Below are 14,369 nucleotides of genomic sequence, written 5' to 3'. Positions count from 1 at the left end.
GTCACTCGACCTCCTCCGCCGGTGCGGCCTCGGCCTCGGGCTTGCGGTCCCGCTTGCCCTTGCGACGTGCCTGGAACAACTGCATGCGCAGTTCCGTATCGCCATGCGCGTCACGCGTGCATTCCTCCCAGATAGCGACGTTGTCGAGGCTGCTCGACAGCACCGCGATCTCGTCGTTCATGCCGGCCAGGTCCAGCGTCGCGAACGCCGACTGGTTGCTCTGCTTGATCAGGAACGTGCGCGATTCCTTCGACAGGGACTTGAGTGTCCGGAACTCACGGTCGGTCAGGTTCAGCAGCTTGTAGCCGTCCGGCGTGGCATCCGGGTTGGGCAGGTAGATCTTCGTCGCGGTGAGGTCACGAATCTCGGCGAACACCGGGCACTGGATCGCGTCCTCGGGCGACTGCGAATCCAGAATGAGAAATTCGTCGGCCTTCCGGCCGGTCTTCAACGACTTGCGGATCAGCTCCTGCGTGGTCGGATAGCTGGCCGGCAGCCAGAACTCCGCGATCACCGTCGCAAGCAGGCCGCCCTTGCGCTGCATCTGCTCTTTCAGGTACAGCAGGTGTGCGAGCACCGGCTCCGTGGCGGCATAGCCCTTCTTCAGGAAGTCCGTCACGTCAAAGCCGATACGACGTACATCGGCGATGTTGGTCAGCGCGCTCGGTTCGTTGTCCAGCGCCCACGCGAATCGACCGTTAGTTGCGTGACACCACTGGCTCAAACGCAGCCACAGGCTGTTTTCTTCGCCGGTATCCGGGATCGACTCCATCAAGCGACTGAAGGTCCGGTGCTCGATGTTCTCCAGCGACATGACCGTGTCGACCGCGTGCTTGATCTGGCGCTGATCGTCCGCGCTCAGCTTGCCGTTCTCGTCGCGGCAGCATGCGCCGACCAGGTCGTAAAGATGCGCGCGGTTGCGCTTCGTATCGGGCAGGCCGAGCGGCGCAAGACCGGTCGGCTCGCCTTCGCGCAGTGTGTAGTAGACAGCGCCCATCTCTTCGAGGAAGATCCGCAGGCCTTGGTCGAGGTCGAGCGCGAAGATCTTCGGGTCGAACCGCTCGAGGAACGCCAGCAGCATCGTCTCGAGCGTCGTCTTGCCGGTGCCGGTCGAGCCGAGGATCAGAGTGTGGCCGGCAACCTTCTCGCCGACGCTGTTCTCGTCCAGGCGCGACGCATGGCAGTTCAAGCTGAACAAGCTCTTCGCAACGGTCTGCACCGGCATGAGAGCCGAGCCGTCACCGAGCGGATTGCCGCGCGCCTTGCCCGCCGAATACGTATGCATCGAAAACGACGACGCGAGGTTGCGGGTCGACTTCGGCATCGGTCGCGGCTTTGTCTTGAAGCCGGGCACCTGGCTCATATACGTGTACGGCGCCGATGCCGTTGCCTTCACGAACTTGAAGCCGCAATCGTTCAGCGCCCGGCTCGTCACATACGCACCGTTGCTGATAGCTGATTCAGCCGTGTCGCCATATACGATGAGCGCACCGTGATAGTCGCCGAATGCGAGATCGCGCCCGGCGATCAGCGCGAGCGCATCCTTCAGCTCGCCGATCTGATGCGTGGCCTTGTCTTCGACGGACTCCAGGTTGTTGATCTGTGCCTGAATCGCGTCCATCGCTTCGGCGGTGCTCAGACAGCCAAAGCTCTGCGTGAACGTGAATTCGACCGGCAACGTCAGCAACGGATTCGTCTGCCCCCATCCGGCCTTCGGGAAATCCTTGAGGTCGTAGCAGGTCGCAAAGCGAGTCGATCGGTCCGTACGGATCTCGACGGTGTCGTAATGAAAATGCAGATGCGACGTCGGAATCAGATCTCGCCCTGTTGCCTGAGTAACCGGCACGCGCTCATCGATCCCGTTCACCAGCTCGCCGATGAACTGATACGGTTCCGAGAACAGGATTCCGTTGTGCTCGTACGTTTCGAGCGGCTGCGGATCGTAGGCGATCAGCGACTTCGTCAACGACTCGCCCAGTTCCTCGAGCTCACGCACCGACTCGTCCAGGTCGTCGCCCTGCAGGATCGCGCTGATGTAGAAGCTGTTCTCGTAGTGATGGTGCTTACGGAAACGCTGCAGGTACTTGTCGACGGCCTGCTGGATGAACGGGTTGTAGAAGCGGTACTCGTCGCCGAACGACACGCGACGCCGGCGGAACGTGCTCCACAGCGACAGACGATTGCCCTTTTCCAGCGTCATCGCTGCCAGCTGACGATTCCAACTGTCGTAGCGCGCCTCGATCTCGCCGCGGCTGACCGATTCAAACGGCACGCCGTTCACGCGCAGCACCATCATCGCACCGCCGTTGTCGATGCTCGTCGTGGTCACCGACACCGGGCGACCAATGCGCGGCAGCTTATCCTCCGCACCCGCGACGAGTCGATTCAGATCGTTCGTTACGCGCATGCTTCGTCTCCTGCAGCACCGGTATCGGGCTGCCCCTTAACGAGGCCAAACTCCGTCTCGGTCAGGCGCAGCATGTCGTAGAGCGCGGCGCTGGTACTCTTACCCGCGCCGGTGGTGCCTATGACCATCGTGTGGCCCACTATGACCATCGTGTGGCCCAGCTCGGCCGGCCACACACTCGCGGCACCGCCGGCGTGCGGGATGGTATGGCGGTTACTCATCGTTATCCTCCTGTACCTGCGTAAGCAGGCTTTGGCGCAGCGCCTCGAAGCGCTCTAGATCCTTGCCACGCGCGAACGAGCGTGTGTAGACGCCGACATCACGGCCATAACGCATCGGTGCAAGCGTGTAGGTTTTGCCGAATACCGACACGCGCCGGCGATCGAGCCAACAGCGGAACTCCAGCCAGAACAGGCGCAGCGCCTGGTCATCGGTTTCGCAGACGAACCGGAAGAACATGAAGATCGGCACGCCGGCCGAGCCGATCAGCAGACCGCCCGGACCAAGCACGAAGCCGCCAATCATGCTGGCGATCAGCGAGGTGCACCCGATGATCAGCGCCGGAAACATCGGGACACCCCCAATCATCGCGACACGGTTGAGACCCGCGTAAGACGGATACAGCGTGCGTTCGTCTTCCATGGCGATCAGCCGAACAACCCAAATGCCCAGCCGGCAAGCACGAGGCCCGCACCGACACCCGCGACCTTCGCGATGCCGCCGCCGAAGTCGTGGATCCAGTCGGCCTTGTTGCTCCAGCACTGGACGCCTTGCCAGGTCAGGTAGGCACCGGCGCCGATACCTGCCAGGGAATAAAACCAGGTCGTGAAGGTACTGACGGCTTGCGTGCCCGCGGCCAAGCCGCCTCCGGCGTATGCAGCGTGAGCGGCTACCGACATGACAACGCCGGCCGCAACGCGGCGGGCGGCACTCGCGCGTTGCGTCGCAGCTCCGTCAACCAGCGCCGGCACTACGACACTCGGACGCAGCGTTGCCGCGACTCGGTTCAGTGTGGTTTTGGGGAAACTCATCTTCATCGGATGCTCCGTTAAAAATCGCCCAGGGCGTCCCAGGCGGGGTGATGGTCTGTCTCGCGGCCACGATCGGCCCCGGTTGTAGATGAATCGTCGGCCCGTCGCAGGCGCACCGGCCGCGCTGCGCCACGCGAATCTGGTGCCGCACCGTCCGGTACAACTGCGATCGGCGGCACGACTGTGGCGCTGACTCCAACGCTTGTTGCGTTCGCGGCCACGCGCTGCACGTAGCTCGTACCGCCAAAATCCCGCTTGAAGCCTCGTGTGAAGTTGCCGCTGTAGTAGCAGCTGAGCGCCGCACGCACTGCGTCTTGCGGCACGCGGCCACCGGCCGTTGCACGCGTGTAGCAGTCGGCGAGGATGGCGCCGCCGGCGCGCAGATTCGCGCACGGATCGAACACGGTTTCGGACGTGAGCCCGTAGATGCGAAGGTTGGCGCGATTGACTTGAGCGAGACCCATGCTGTAATTCCAGCCCGCCGCCTCGAGCGCACGCGCGGTTGCCACCGCCTCATCGCGCGAACGCGGCTGGCGCGCAAGACGGCCGCCGACCACACCGATCGCATACGGGTTGAAACCGGATTCCGTTTTGACGACCGCCTGCAGAGTCGTCGGATGCACGGACGGCGCACACTGCTGCGCCAGCATCGCAAAATCGACCGGCATCATGAGCGCTCCCGCTGTGCAGTGCCCTCGACGATCACTGCGGCAATGGCCGGCAGCTGAAGCGTCGTCAATACGACCGTCGCGCCAAGCAGCGCATACGCCATCGTGACCGGAATGCACTGCCAAAGCGGGAGACCGACCACGTGCTCGAGGCCCCAACGCAGGTAGTGCTCAAGGAACCACTGCATGCCGCCGAACCCCCACGCAGCAAGCACGCTAAGTTGGCCAACACCGATCGCGATCGGCTTCACCCAGGGATGTTTGAAGAGCTTGCGCATGTCTCATCACTCCTCGTCATCGCGCGGCCATCCGCGCTTCCACATCACGAATGCGATCACGAACCAACCAAAGGCCACCAGGCCAGCCCCGACCAGGTCGTTGATCGACCGCCGTTCGATCAGCCAGTACACGGCGCCAAACATCGCCGTCACGACGATGAAGATCAGCAGCGCTCGCACGCTTGCTCGAATCAATCCGAAAATCCTGTTCATTGCGTGGCCCTCTCTCTGTTGTTAGATCCAGCCGCCCATCGCGAAACCACCCCGCGGTTTCTTGCGCTTCGGCGCGAGATTCGGTGCGCCGTTCGCATCGGGATATGACGCCTTGCATGGCGGATCGGCCTTGTAGTTCGAGCACCCCCAAAAAGCGCCGTCCTGACCGTTGATCCGCCGCAAGTGGCCGGTCTTGCACACCGGGCACTGCTTCGCGCCCGGCAGCTGCATAGGTGCCTCCGCGATCACCGAGACAATCCGCGTAACCATCTTTTCGCTGCGCTGCATGAACGCGTCGAACGTCATTTCGCCATCGGCCACTGCGTCGAGCGCGATCTTGAACATGCCGGCGACCGTCGGATCCTTGACCGGTTCCGGCAATGCGGCGAGCAGCGCGCGAGCGGTCGGACTCGTCATGAAGCGAGTCTTGGAACCCTTTACAGGAACCAGGAAGCCGCGTTCGCGATGCTCCGCAATGATTCCGGCGCGTGTCGCGCCCGTGCCGATCCCGTTGCCCGCTTTCAGGCGCGCCTTGGCGGCCGGATCGTCCGTGTACTTGTGCAGGTCGATCATGGCGTCGATCAACGCCGCCTCATCGAACCGCACGGGCGGCCGCGTTTCTTTCGCCTGCAGATCAACGTCGGTCACCAGCAGCTGGTCACCCACCGCCAGCTCCGGCAACATCTGCACGTCATCACCGGTTTCAGGCTCGGACGGCTTCAGCACCGCAAGCCAACCGCTAGAAACGGGCGTGCGACCGCCCGCGATCAGGCGATGGCCGGCGGATTCAACTTCGATCGACGTCTGCATAAACGTCGCGGCCGGATAGAACTGCACTAGGTAATAGCGGACGATCAAGTCGTAGACCTGGTGCTGGAGTGGCGTGAGCGTCCTGAGGTCCGCTCGGCGGGTCGTCGGCACGATCCCGTGATGCGGATTGCCATCCATCTTCTTGTCGTCGAAGGCGCGGGAACACAGCGTCGGATCCGCGCGATCGACGAGCGGGGCGAGATCCGCGCGATTTGCGGCGAGCGCAGCCAGCACGTCGGGCGCCTCGCCGTGCTGCGCTTCGGCCAGATAGCGGTTCTCGGTACGCGGATAGGTCGTAAGCTTGTAGCGGTCGTAAAGCTCCTGGGCGGCTTCCAGCACTTCGGCCGCCGTGCAGCCGAAGCGACGGCACGCCTCGACCGTCAGCTCGTTCAGCGACAGCGGGAGCGGCGCCAGATCGCGCGCCGGCTTGCGCTCGAATGCGCTCACCGACGCCGGCGCATTGGTCAGGCTTTGCGCGAGCGCGGCAGCGACGTCTGGATCAACGAGCCGTCCGTCTTCGTCCAGGCCCGGCTGATCGTCAGCGGCCCGCCACTTGGCGGTAAATGCCCCCTTCGCGTGCTGCAGCTGCGCGGACAACAGGAAATACGACGTCGCCGTGAAGCGCTCGATCTTGTCGTCGCGCTCGAACACAATCTGTAGCACGGGTGTTTGCACACTACCGACGCTCAGCAACGCATCGAAGCCGAGCGATTGGGCGCGACAGGTTGCGGCACGCGTGAAATTCAAACCGAACAGCCAGTCGTATCGGCTACGCGCAAGCGCCCATCGATGCCATGCACGGAACTGCGACTCGTCGTTGTCGCGCAGATTCGCGAGCGCCTTGCGGATCTCGTTCGGGTTGTTGTTGTTCACCAGCAGCCGCTTTACCGGCAACGTGTTACCCAGGTATTCCAACACCTCGTCGACCAGCAATTGGCCCTCGGCATCCGGGTCGCCCAAATGCACAACCTCGTCCACGTTGGTCAGTAACTGGCGGATCGCTTCCAGAATCGGCGCATGCTCCTCTTGCGGCTCCAGAACCCACGTCGAAGGGATGACAGGCAGATCGCTCGCGCGCCAGATTTTTTTCCCATTCCTGTTGAGCGGGACATCGTCAGGAAGATAGAAATCGGGCATTGCCTGGGCCAAGATGTGACCCTTCAGCGGCACGAAGAAGTCGTCGCCAATCTTGTAGGCCGGATCATTGCGCGCCGGCCGGCCGTCGAACACTCCCATCACTTCCTTGGCAAGAGACGGTTTCTCGGCGATGTACAGACGCGCCATGCTTACTGGCCCTCCATCCCCGCCGCGAGCGCGCGCACGTAACCACCGTGCGGCAGCTCGTGCTTCGGCTGGTCGAAAAAGCGTCGCGCGGCGAGCGAGTCCTGCGTGTGAAACGCATTTGGATGCGCCACACGCAGAGCTTCGATCAAGGTATCGACCGCTTCCGCTCCCTCGAACGATGCATTTAGGAGTGCTTGTTGTTCAGCAGTTGTCAGCGACATAGCGTGGCCCTCCGGGAGGATCAATCAGTGACGGTTGCCGAGCCCGAACCAGGGCGACGGCGAGCCGTTGCTCCCCTTGCCGTTACGGTTGTTCTCTTGGTCGTCAATCCAGCGCTTCGCGCTTTCAGCGGGATCGTAGAAGGGGGTGGTCGAGCCGCCGCCGAAGTATTCGGTGCGCGAGCTGGATTTGGTGCCGAGGCCACCGCTGATGTTCCACCAGACACGCGTAAAGACCTGACCGTTGAGCTTGACCTGGATAACGCTGTGTGCGCGGCAAGCCGGACCGTAGAGGTTGCTGTAGTACATCAGGTCATACGGGCAGAACGAGCCGCTGGCGCCACCGTTGCCACCGGTGATCGTGGTCGACTTCACCAGTTGCACAACATCGTCCGGAATGGCGCGCCGGAACTCCTCGGGCAGAGCGTCCCAGCTTTCCATCAGGTCACAAGTAGGAAACGGATTGCCGTGCGCAAGATGGTCCCAGAGCTTTTCGATGGGCGGCACGCATGCACCTTCGTGCTCGGGTCCACGCGGATCGGACAGACACAGCAGAACTTGACAGCCCCAGCCGTCAGCGTGCGCCGGCGCGGCCGGCGCGAGCAGCGCGGCCGCAGCAGCGAACGCGTGCAGGTTTACGTTGGTCGCACGACGGGACCAATGCGCTACAATGGACGTAGCCATTCCTGTTTTCCTCACAGTTACTGCGTAATGGTCAGGTTGATGTCAGTGCGCCAACACCGGCATCAACCGCTTCAAGCACTCTCTCCGTTCTCGGAGTCGTTCGTCGCCTCTGCTTTCGCCAAATCGGCGGCCATCAATTTTTTCAGTTCGCTCACGAGTTGCGCATTCTTAGATCGCCCCTCGGCCTTAGCCCGTGACTTGAGCCATCGGTCGACCTCTACCGGCAATCGACATTGCGACCGCACTACATCCTCCATGAAATTAGTCACTCCGAGTGATGTTTTACGTCACTATACGATGGTGTCTGCGTAGTGTCAAATACTCCACCTATGGATGACACTTACCGCTCCCAATTTCGACTCCCATGGTCCGTCTACCTTCAGCTCAAAGAGGCGGCCCAGGAAAGCGGCCGCTCTTTGAATGGAGAGCTAGTGGCTCAACTTAGCGCCTCTCTGGCGCGTAAATCGGGCGAGCCCGCGAAGCCAGCTCCGCTAAGCACAGAGCAACTGGCGAAGGTGCTACAGCAAATCACGCTGCCAAATCTTTTGACCGCCAATGAGCTTGAAACTGTTGCGAAGCGTCTCCAGAAGCTTCTGGATAGTGACACCTAGTTGACTTGCCCAAAAGGCACGCTGCCCAGTGCAGCGTGCACCGTCTGCGCAAATGTGATCGCGTGCTCGCCATCACCATGCAGGCATAAGGTCTGAGGCGATAGTCGGATTCGATTCCCATCACGCGCTCGCACCGTACCCGTTTCTATCAAATCACTCACTCGGCGAATCACTTCGTTGACGTCATTGATGACTGCGCCGGGCTCGGTTCTCGGCAGTAAGCGTCCATCGGCAGCATAGCCACGATCCGCGAAGGCCTCGTCATATGCCTGCACGCCGAGCTCGCGGGCGAGACGGACAAGCTGGCCGCCCGCCAATCCATAAATCACTAGCGACGGATCCAGATCGCGCACCGAGCAAACGATTGCCCTGCAGACCGTAATGCTCTTTTCCGCGTCGTTGTACAGCGCCCCATGAGGCTTGACGTGTGCCACGCGTCCCCCGAACGCACGCACAATGCCATCCAACGCGCCGATCTGATATTGCACGCCAGCGTAAATCTCGTCGTATGTCAGTTCCATCGATCGGCGGCCAAAGTGCTCTCGATCCGGATACCCCGGATGCGCGCCCACTGCGATTCCCCGCTTCAGAGCCGCTTTTACAACGGTCCTCATTGTCGACGCGTCGCCCGCATGCCAACCGCAGGCAATGTTCACTGAAGTCGCGTAGTCGAGCAACGCAAGATCGTTGCCGCTCCCCTCTCCAAGGTCAACGTTCAAATCAATCTTGCGCATCGGACTGCCCCTCTTGATCAAATCGATTGCAGTGCTTACGAATACGCAACGCACCATCACCGATGTAGACGTTGTCGTACTCACATCGAACATCGCCGTTTTCGACGGTGAGCGTGGTCAGCGAAGACGGGTTTGAAGCTCCACCTGTCCCAACAATTAGAGCAAGGAGATAACCGACAGCTACCACGACCAGGGTGATCGCGCTCTTTGTCGCTGAATTCATTTGGTCACCTCTGTATCAGCAATAGCCACACACTCTCGACATGTTCGAGGCGGGCAAGCGCGGAACTGAGCCAACATCTGCGTAGTTTCGTAGTCGCTCAACATCGATTCGCGACTGTCTTCTTTGGCGGCACGAGAAATTGCCTCAAGCAGTGCTCGTGGCGCCGGATCGCGAACCGTTACACCCCGAGCCGCCATGCCTTCATAGTTGTGGCGCACGCGTTCGGGCAAGCGCTCCCAAGCGTGACTCTCGGCTTGGTGGCCCGCCGCAAAGATAGCGGCCCGTTGCCGCTCAGGCAATCCGTCGAGAAAACGCTTGTTTGCAACGAGAAAAGAAACCGGGTACGCGTACCCAAGCGCGGTAAAGTTCGGCAAGACTTCGGCGTAAGCACGTCCGGCGGCGCCATCGCCCGATGACATCACCGCATCGACGCCGCCCGCCTTTATTTGCGCAAGCGCTTCCTGAATTGGCAGGAAAACCACTTGCGCACCGAGCAGTTCCATAACGCGCCTGGACGACTCGTCGTATGTGCGGATCCTCATGCCAACCAAGTCTGACGGCGAATTGATCGTTTTTCTGGACCAGATTCCGGTCGGCGGCCACGGAATCACTGCAAGCAGGATCAGGCCGTGATTCGCCAACGCGCTCCGATAAGCCGGTTTGGCCATACGTGCCATCTCTCGCGCCTCGGCGATCGAATTCACCTCATACGGTCGAATCGACAAGGCGAGGATCGCGTCGCGGGCACCCAGATCGCCAGCGAACAAGACGCCGAAGGGCTGTTGGCTGATGCGATCCTGAACCGACGCAACCCCCTTTTTGTCCGCGAAATGCGGAACCGCGCGAGCCGTGTTCGCCCCTGCGTCATTGAGCAAGCGTGCGAAGTCATCCGCCGCTTTTCCTGAAACGGTATCAGCGGGGTAAGCCGTTGCTATGGACCACTCGGGCGTGGGCGCTCCCTGCGCAACGCCGATCGAGCTCGCCACGGACGACACGATCACTGTCAGCAGTCCTACGAGCCCCGCTGCACTCAAGATCCTGTTTCTCTTCCCTTCCGGCATTCCGCCGCTCCGTATCCGTTTGCAACATCACGGAATGAAGCGTAACCGGCGGTAAGAGGTAATGGCTATATCACTGTTTTTCATGATATTAGGCTTCTTTATGTCTTATCAATCAACTTGATCGATCAGACCAGCATCAGCCGCCATACGGGCACAGGCGCGAATATCATCGCGCCCCATTTTGATCTTGATCGACTTGTAGAGCCGATAGATCTGCCGCTGGGTCAGCGCAAGATCAGCTGCTGCATGCGTCGCGTCGCCACCGCGGCGAATCCACTGCAAGACGGTTCGCTCAGCGTCACTCAGTCGATATTGCAAGGCGGCGGCCCGCCGAAACCTAATGGCTGGCCAGTCGAGCAGTTCTTCGGCAAGCCCGCGCAGTTCGCGCTGCCCTTGCCACATCACGTCGTCGCCGCCCGGCGACGCGGTGCCCGAGCTGACGTGTAGAAGGCCAAAGACCTTGCCGCCGTCCGAACCACGATTCGCCGGCAGAAACACATTGCTCCGCAGACCGTAGAGGCCAGCCTCTCGGGCAAACCACGGGCCGTTCGAGTTTCCGAATGCCTCGAATCCACGCACTGGCATGACGTGGTTTCGCGCGTATTCCAATACCGGATCCGTCACCACCCGGCGCTCATAGACCTGCAGCCAACTAGGCGGACACGCGGCCAGGATCACGTGGGTGTCGTAGATCACACCGCTTACCGGTGAGGCTGTCGACGTCGACAGCCAATGAAACAAGGCGTACGTGCCGCCACGTGTCGCGCACACGGTCCGCATCAGAGTCAATACGTCCAGCTCGGTATGACAATCCGCAACGCTCGCGAGGGCGCGGGTATTCGCCTTGCGAGGGGGGCGGCGCCCAACCGAATCGACGATCGCGTGATACTGGGGCGCGAGCACTTCGTTGTAGGGATCGTTCTCCAGAAACTCCGTCATTTGCGTGCGCTCGGTTCCGTCGAGCAGCAACACAACGACACTTCCATCAAGTCTCGTATGGATTCGCTGCAGCAGCACCCCACCCTCTCGGCAATCAACCAATCTCAGCTCAATCGAGCCGTCGCGCACGGGTATTTTGGGACCGGCGCCAATCTGTTCACTGGTATCGCTGAACAACTGATAAAGCTCACGACTCATGACCCCGTGGCCCCACCAAGTTGTTAGGAATTTCGACGAACTCTTCTGCTGAGAAGAGTCCCCCATAAACGACCACATTCGGAAAGCTCTTGAGCCAGGACAGTTGCTCCTTGGTACTCACACCGGCTACCTGAATCGTCAAGTCGAGTTCGGCGCACGTTGTCAAGATGCCGCTGAGCATGGACTCAGCAATCTTGTCCGCTGCTGCGTCTGCGAGCAGTTGAGCACTGACTTCCACGCCGATAAGGGGCAACAACCGGACGATCGAGATCGACCAATCGTCGCCCGAGATATTCGCCGCATATATGTCAATCCCTCGCGCACGAAGCTGATGTAGGGTCTGGATTGCCCGAGGATGGCCGATCAGATCGCCCGGCTGCGAAATGCCGATGCGCAGCCGACCGAAATCGCATGCGTGCGTTTCCTTGATGTGGACAAGGAACTGATCGAGATCGCCCTGCAACACAACAGCCGCCGGCACAACCGAATACATCGGCACGGGAGCGATCGCTTCACGGGCGCACACTTCTGTTAGCTGATAGATGCCCAATCGGAAAAGCAAGTCGTGTCGGTCAGCGAGATCGTGTAACGCAGCCTCGTCACGCTCGTCATCAGCTGACCTCGGCCACGACAAAGAACCGCGTAGCGCAGTCAGCTGGCCCGATGCGGCTGCAACAATCGGCGCATAGCGAACCGCTATCTCCCTTCGTTCCATAGCCAACAAGAGCGCTCGAAAGTCGTCATCATCGAGATCCAGTCGATGCGCCATTGCGTCGGTGTAGACACGCACCTCACTTTCGCCCGACTTCGAAGCCGCATGCTTTGCATCCGCCATAGCGCGGTTGGCGTTTCGCCACAACTCGGAACCAGCGGCCGGTGAGCGCTCGAGTGAAGCGATACCGATGGCGACCTTCATCAAATACGTGTGCCCGCGCAAACCGAACGCCTTCAGAAAGGCTTCTACGATCAAACGGGCCGTATCGAATGCCTTCGACAAAGCGTCATCGCCATGAATCAGTAAGCTGAATTCATCCCCACCAACGCGGGCGACAAGCATGTCGTCGCCGGCAACGCCACGCAACCGATCCGCCACTAGGCGTAACAGGGCATCGCCGGCATCCTGGCCAAGGAGATCATTGACTCGCCCGAAATCACGTAAATCAAGCGTCAATAGGGCGAGTGAATTCTCCGCGACCTTGACACCCGCACAATGCGTATCGATAACCTCACGCAAGCTGCGTCTATTCTTCAATTCGGTCAGTGGATCTGTCTCTGCAGCCTTTCGCATTTCTTCTTCGGCCAGGATCAGCTTGCTGGCATGTCGCATAGCCAAAAGCGTAGCGCCCGACACGATCATCAAAAGCAGCGCCGTCCAAGCCGCATATGCTCGCAGATGCGCGCGAAACGGCAGCATAGCCTCCTCTTTTGAGAGGGCCGCACCTGCAATCACCGGATAGCCCTCGACGGGAACGTACGCAAAGATCCGCGTTGATCGATCGACTGGATCGGTCAGTGCGCCGGTCCTCGTATCGAAGCTTTCGAGGTAATCCGAAAAGTCCGGTCCGACCGCGCTCGCCGGTACACCGATCAGCGAACGGGAAAGCAAGGTGCCATTGCTGAGAAATGCCGCCAGCGCACCATGCTCGCCAACGTTTGCGCGACTCAAAAATCCTTGAGACAGGTATTCGGGATGCTCAGATGTCACAACCACGCCAGCAAAGCGTCCATCGGCGGTGACCAAACGCCGACTGAACTGAATCGTCACATCGCCCGAAACTCGCCCCTTCACGGGAGGCCCGATGAACAAGGCTGCATCAGAATTGTTCTTGTGGAAAATGAAATGTGGGCGATCGCCAAGAAAGATTGGCTTCGTCAGCCTGTGTGGCCACGTTTGCAGCACCCGGCCGTCAGCCCCAACGATCGTGATTTGTGCTGCGGAGTCTGGGGTGATGGCGGCGCCGTCAATGAGGGATCGAAGATCGAAGGTTGTGGGCGATCGGTCGTATTCGTATCGGATGACCCCGGTCAACGCATCCGCATTCGCCAGCACTTTGCCAAGGTGAACGGCGTACGACTTCGCAACGATCTCTGCAGAACGCAGCGCAGCAGCATACGTGTTTCGCCATTCATTGAGCGCAGCGGCAGATACCGCAATACAGAGCACAACGCAAAACAAAGCCCCGACGCACAAAATTCTGCGTCGAGCCAAAGCTTGTCGCGTTTCAAGAACGTGAGACACATCACCCTCCGGCAATTTCCAGCCGCCACTATAACTGAGCGGCAACGACGACGCCCCCTATGCGCTACTCTTGCGAAATGGTGAATTGTTGGAGGCAATGATGTGCTATTCCGCCAAGATCCAAGCCAACTATCGCGAGTACGTGCGACGCTATGGGGCCGACATGGACATCGAGACGTTCCGGCGCCTGTACTTCGCGCGTGCGGCGGCAACCAACATCAAGATCCCGAAGGCGCTCGACTCGGCTTTCCTCGAGTCGCCTATCAGCGACGACATCACGGCGGCGATCGCCGACTATCAGCAACGTCGCACGGCCGAGCTCGAGGCCGAACTTTTCGCGCAGCGAGCGCGGCTCGCTGCCGCGGAACGCAAGCTGCAGGTAAAGGTCACGAAGTCCGCCAGCGAGGGCTTTGTTCGGAAGGGGGTGGTTGCGCGGCAGCGTGAGGTCGAGTAGAAAGGGCAATTGATCTATGCCTCGTGAACGTTCATTGCCATACAAAGCCAGCCTGAAATCCGGAGCGCCGCGCAAACGCCCGAAACCGACGTATCGGGTCGCGAACGCCCGCGCCTACAATCAGAGCCTGAAGCGGCGAGGCCAGCTCAGCCTCTACTGCCCGGAGGGCGACCTGAAGGCGCTGTTCATCGGCTTTGTTCGACAGGGTATGCGCTCAGTTGGTTGCGGGCGCAATTAGGCTGTCTTGACGCAAATCGCCTTGCCGAAGCTGTTCCACCGGTTCACGAGGTTCGCAATGATCACGCCCTCGCGCTGCT

Annotated in this window: 16 protein-coding genes and 1 pseudogene; 2 read left to right on the top strand and 15 right to left on the bottom strand. The window is 60.6% G+C overall.

Annotated elements, in window-relative coordinates; translation table 11 throughout:
• Position 1 precedes the first annotated feature (1 nt).
• Genes CFB82_RS39660 through CFB82_RS39620 form a run of 10 tightly spaced genes read right to left on the bottom strand, consistent with a single transcriptional unit; the run spans position 2 to position 7,593 of the window.
• Positions 2 to 2,407 (bottom strand): transporter, encoded by a 2,406-nt coding sequence (locus CFB82_RS39660; protein WP_089487690.1) that lies wholly within the window; start codon positions 2,405 to 2,407, stop codon positions 2 to 4.
• The gene (locus CFB82_RS39655; RefSeq protein WP_089487689.1) at positions 2,398 to 2,628 is read right to left on the bottom strand and encodes a hypothetical protein; all 231 of its coding nucleotides are present in this window, start codon (positions 2,626 to 2,628) and stop codon (positions 2,398 to 2,400) included. The genes CFB82_RS39660 and CFB82_RS39655 overlap by 10 nt, the downstream gene beginning before the upstream one ends.
• Positions 2,621 to 3,049: a VirB3 family type IV secretion system protein gene (locus CFB82_RS39650; protein WP_089487688.1), complete on the bottom strand. Its 429-nt coding sequence runs from the start codon at positions 3,047 to 3,049 to the stop codon at positions 2,621 to 2,623. The genes CFB82_RS39655 and CFB82_RS39650 overlap by 8 nt, the downstream gene beginning before the upstream one ends.
• A 5-nt stretch (positions 3,050 to 3,054) precedes the next feature.
• Entirely contained in the window at positions 3,055 to 3,444 is a 390-nt protein-coding gene (locus tag CFB82_RS39645; RefSeq protein WP_089487687.1) for a hypothetical protein, read from the bottom strand.
• Positions 3,445 to 3,455: 11 nt separating this feature from the next.
• Entirely contained in the window at positions 3,456 to 4,109 is a 654-nt protein-coding gene (locus CFB82_RS39640) for a lytic transglycosylase domain-containing protein (RefSeq protein WP_089487686.1), read from the bottom strand.
• Entirely contained in the window at positions 4,106 to 4,384 is a 279-nt protein-coding gene (locus tag CFB82_RS39635) for a hypothetical protein (RefSeq protein ID WP_089487685.1), read from the bottom strand. Before CFB82_RS39635 ends, CFB82_RS39640 begins: the two co-directional genes overlap by 4 nt.
• A 6-nt stretch (positions 4,385 to 4,390) precedes the next feature.
• On the bottom strand, positions 4,391 to 4,597 hold the full coding sequence (locus CFB82_RS42755) for a hypothetical protein (RefSeq protein WP_143751047.1): 207 nt from the start codon (positions 4,595 to 4,597) through the stop codon (positions 4,391 to 4,393).
• Between the two features lie 21 nt (positions 4,598 to 4,618).
• Positions 4,619 to 6,691, bottom strand: a complete 2,073-nt coding sequence (locus CFB82_RS39630) for a DNA topoisomerase (protein ID WP_089487684.1) — start codon at positions 6,689 to 6,691, stop codon at positions 4,619 to 4,621.
• Positions 6,692 to 6,693: 2 nt separating this feature from the next.
• Complete coding sequence (locus tag CFB82_RS39625; protein WP_059475723.1) at positions 6,694 to 6,912, bottom strand: hypothetical protein; 219 nt, start codon at positions 6,910 to 6,912, stop codon at positions 6,694 to 6,696.
• A 24-nt stretch (positions 6,913 to 6,936) separates the two neighbouring features.
• A complete protein-coding gene (locus tag CFB82_RS39620; protein ID WP_089487683.1) occupies positions 6,937 to 7,593 on the bottom strand; it encodes a hypothetical protein in 657 nt (218 codons plus the stop codon).
• A gap of 329 nt (positions 7,594 to 7,922) precedes the next feature.
• Here CFB82_RS39620 and CFB82_RS39615 point away from each other — a divergent pair, with 329 nt between their 5' ends.
• Positions 7,923 to 8,204 (top strand): Arc family DNA-binding protein, encoded by a 282-nt coding sequence (locus tag CFB82_RS39615; RefSeq protein WP_081056156.1) that lies wholly within the window; start codon positions 7,923 to 7,925, stop codon positions 8,202 to 8,204.
• Here CFB82_RS39615 and CFB82_RS39610 read toward each other — a convergent pair.
• The 5 genes from CFB82_RS39610 to CFB82_RS39595 form a co-directional block, all read right to left on the bottom strand.
• The gene (locus tag CFB82_RS39610) at positions 8,201 to 8,938 is read right to left on the bottom strand and encodes a 5-oxoprolinase subunit PxpA (protein ID WP_059475712.1); all 738 of its coding nucleotides are present in this window, start codon (positions 8,936 to 8,938) and stop codon (positions 8,201 to 8,203) included. The genes CFB82_RS39615 and CFB82_RS39610 overlap by 4 nt on opposite strands.
• On the bottom strand, positions 8,925 to 9,161 hold the full coding sequence (locus CFB82_RS42750; RefSeq protein ID WP_143751046.1) for a hypothetical protein: 237 nt from the start codon (positions 9,159 to 9,161) through the stop codon (positions 8,925 to 8,927). The genes CFB82_RS39610 and CFB82_RS42750 overlap by 14 nt, the downstream gene beginning before the upstream one ends.
• A complete protein-coding gene (gene dctP, locus CFB82_RS39605) occupies positions 9,158 to 10,222 on the bottom strand; it encodes a TRAP transporter substrate-binding protein DctP (protein WP_059475713.1) in 1,065 nt (354 codons plus the stop codon). Before dctP ends, CFB82_RS42750 begins: the two co-directional genes overlap by 4 nt.
• Positions 10,223 to 10,330: 108 nt before the next feature.
• Positions 10,331 to 11,359: a helix-turn-helix transcriptional regulator gene (locus CFB82_RS39600; protein ID WP_089487682.1), complete on the bottom strand. Its 1,029-nt coding sequence runs from the start codon at positions 11,357 to 11,359 to the stop codon at positions 10,331 to 10,333.
• Complete coding sequence (locus CFB82_RS39595; RefSeq protein WP_089487681.1) at positions 11,349 to 13,598, bottom strand: diguanylate cyclase domain-containing protein; 2,250 nt, start codon at positions 13,596 to 13,598, stop codon at positions 11,349 to 11,351. Before CFB82_RS39595 ends, CFB82_RS39600 begins: the two co-directional genes overlap by 11 nt.
• Before the next feature lie 100 nt (positions 13,599 to 13,698).
• Here CFB82_RS39595 and CFB82_RS39590 point away from each other — a divergent pair.
• Positions 13,699 to 14,004, top strand: a pseudogene (locus CFB82_RS39590) (SOS response-associated peptidase family protein); the annotation flags it as partial.
• Between the last annotated feature and the right edge of the window lie 365 nt (positions 14,005 to 14,369).

The organism is Burkholderia sp. HI2714 (assembly GCF_002223085.1).
Lineage (GTDB): Bacteria > Pseudomonadota > Gammaproteobacteria > Burkholderiales > Burkholderiaceae > Burkholderia > Burkholderia lata_D.
This window is presented reverse-complemented; position numbering and strand designations above follow the sequence as displayed.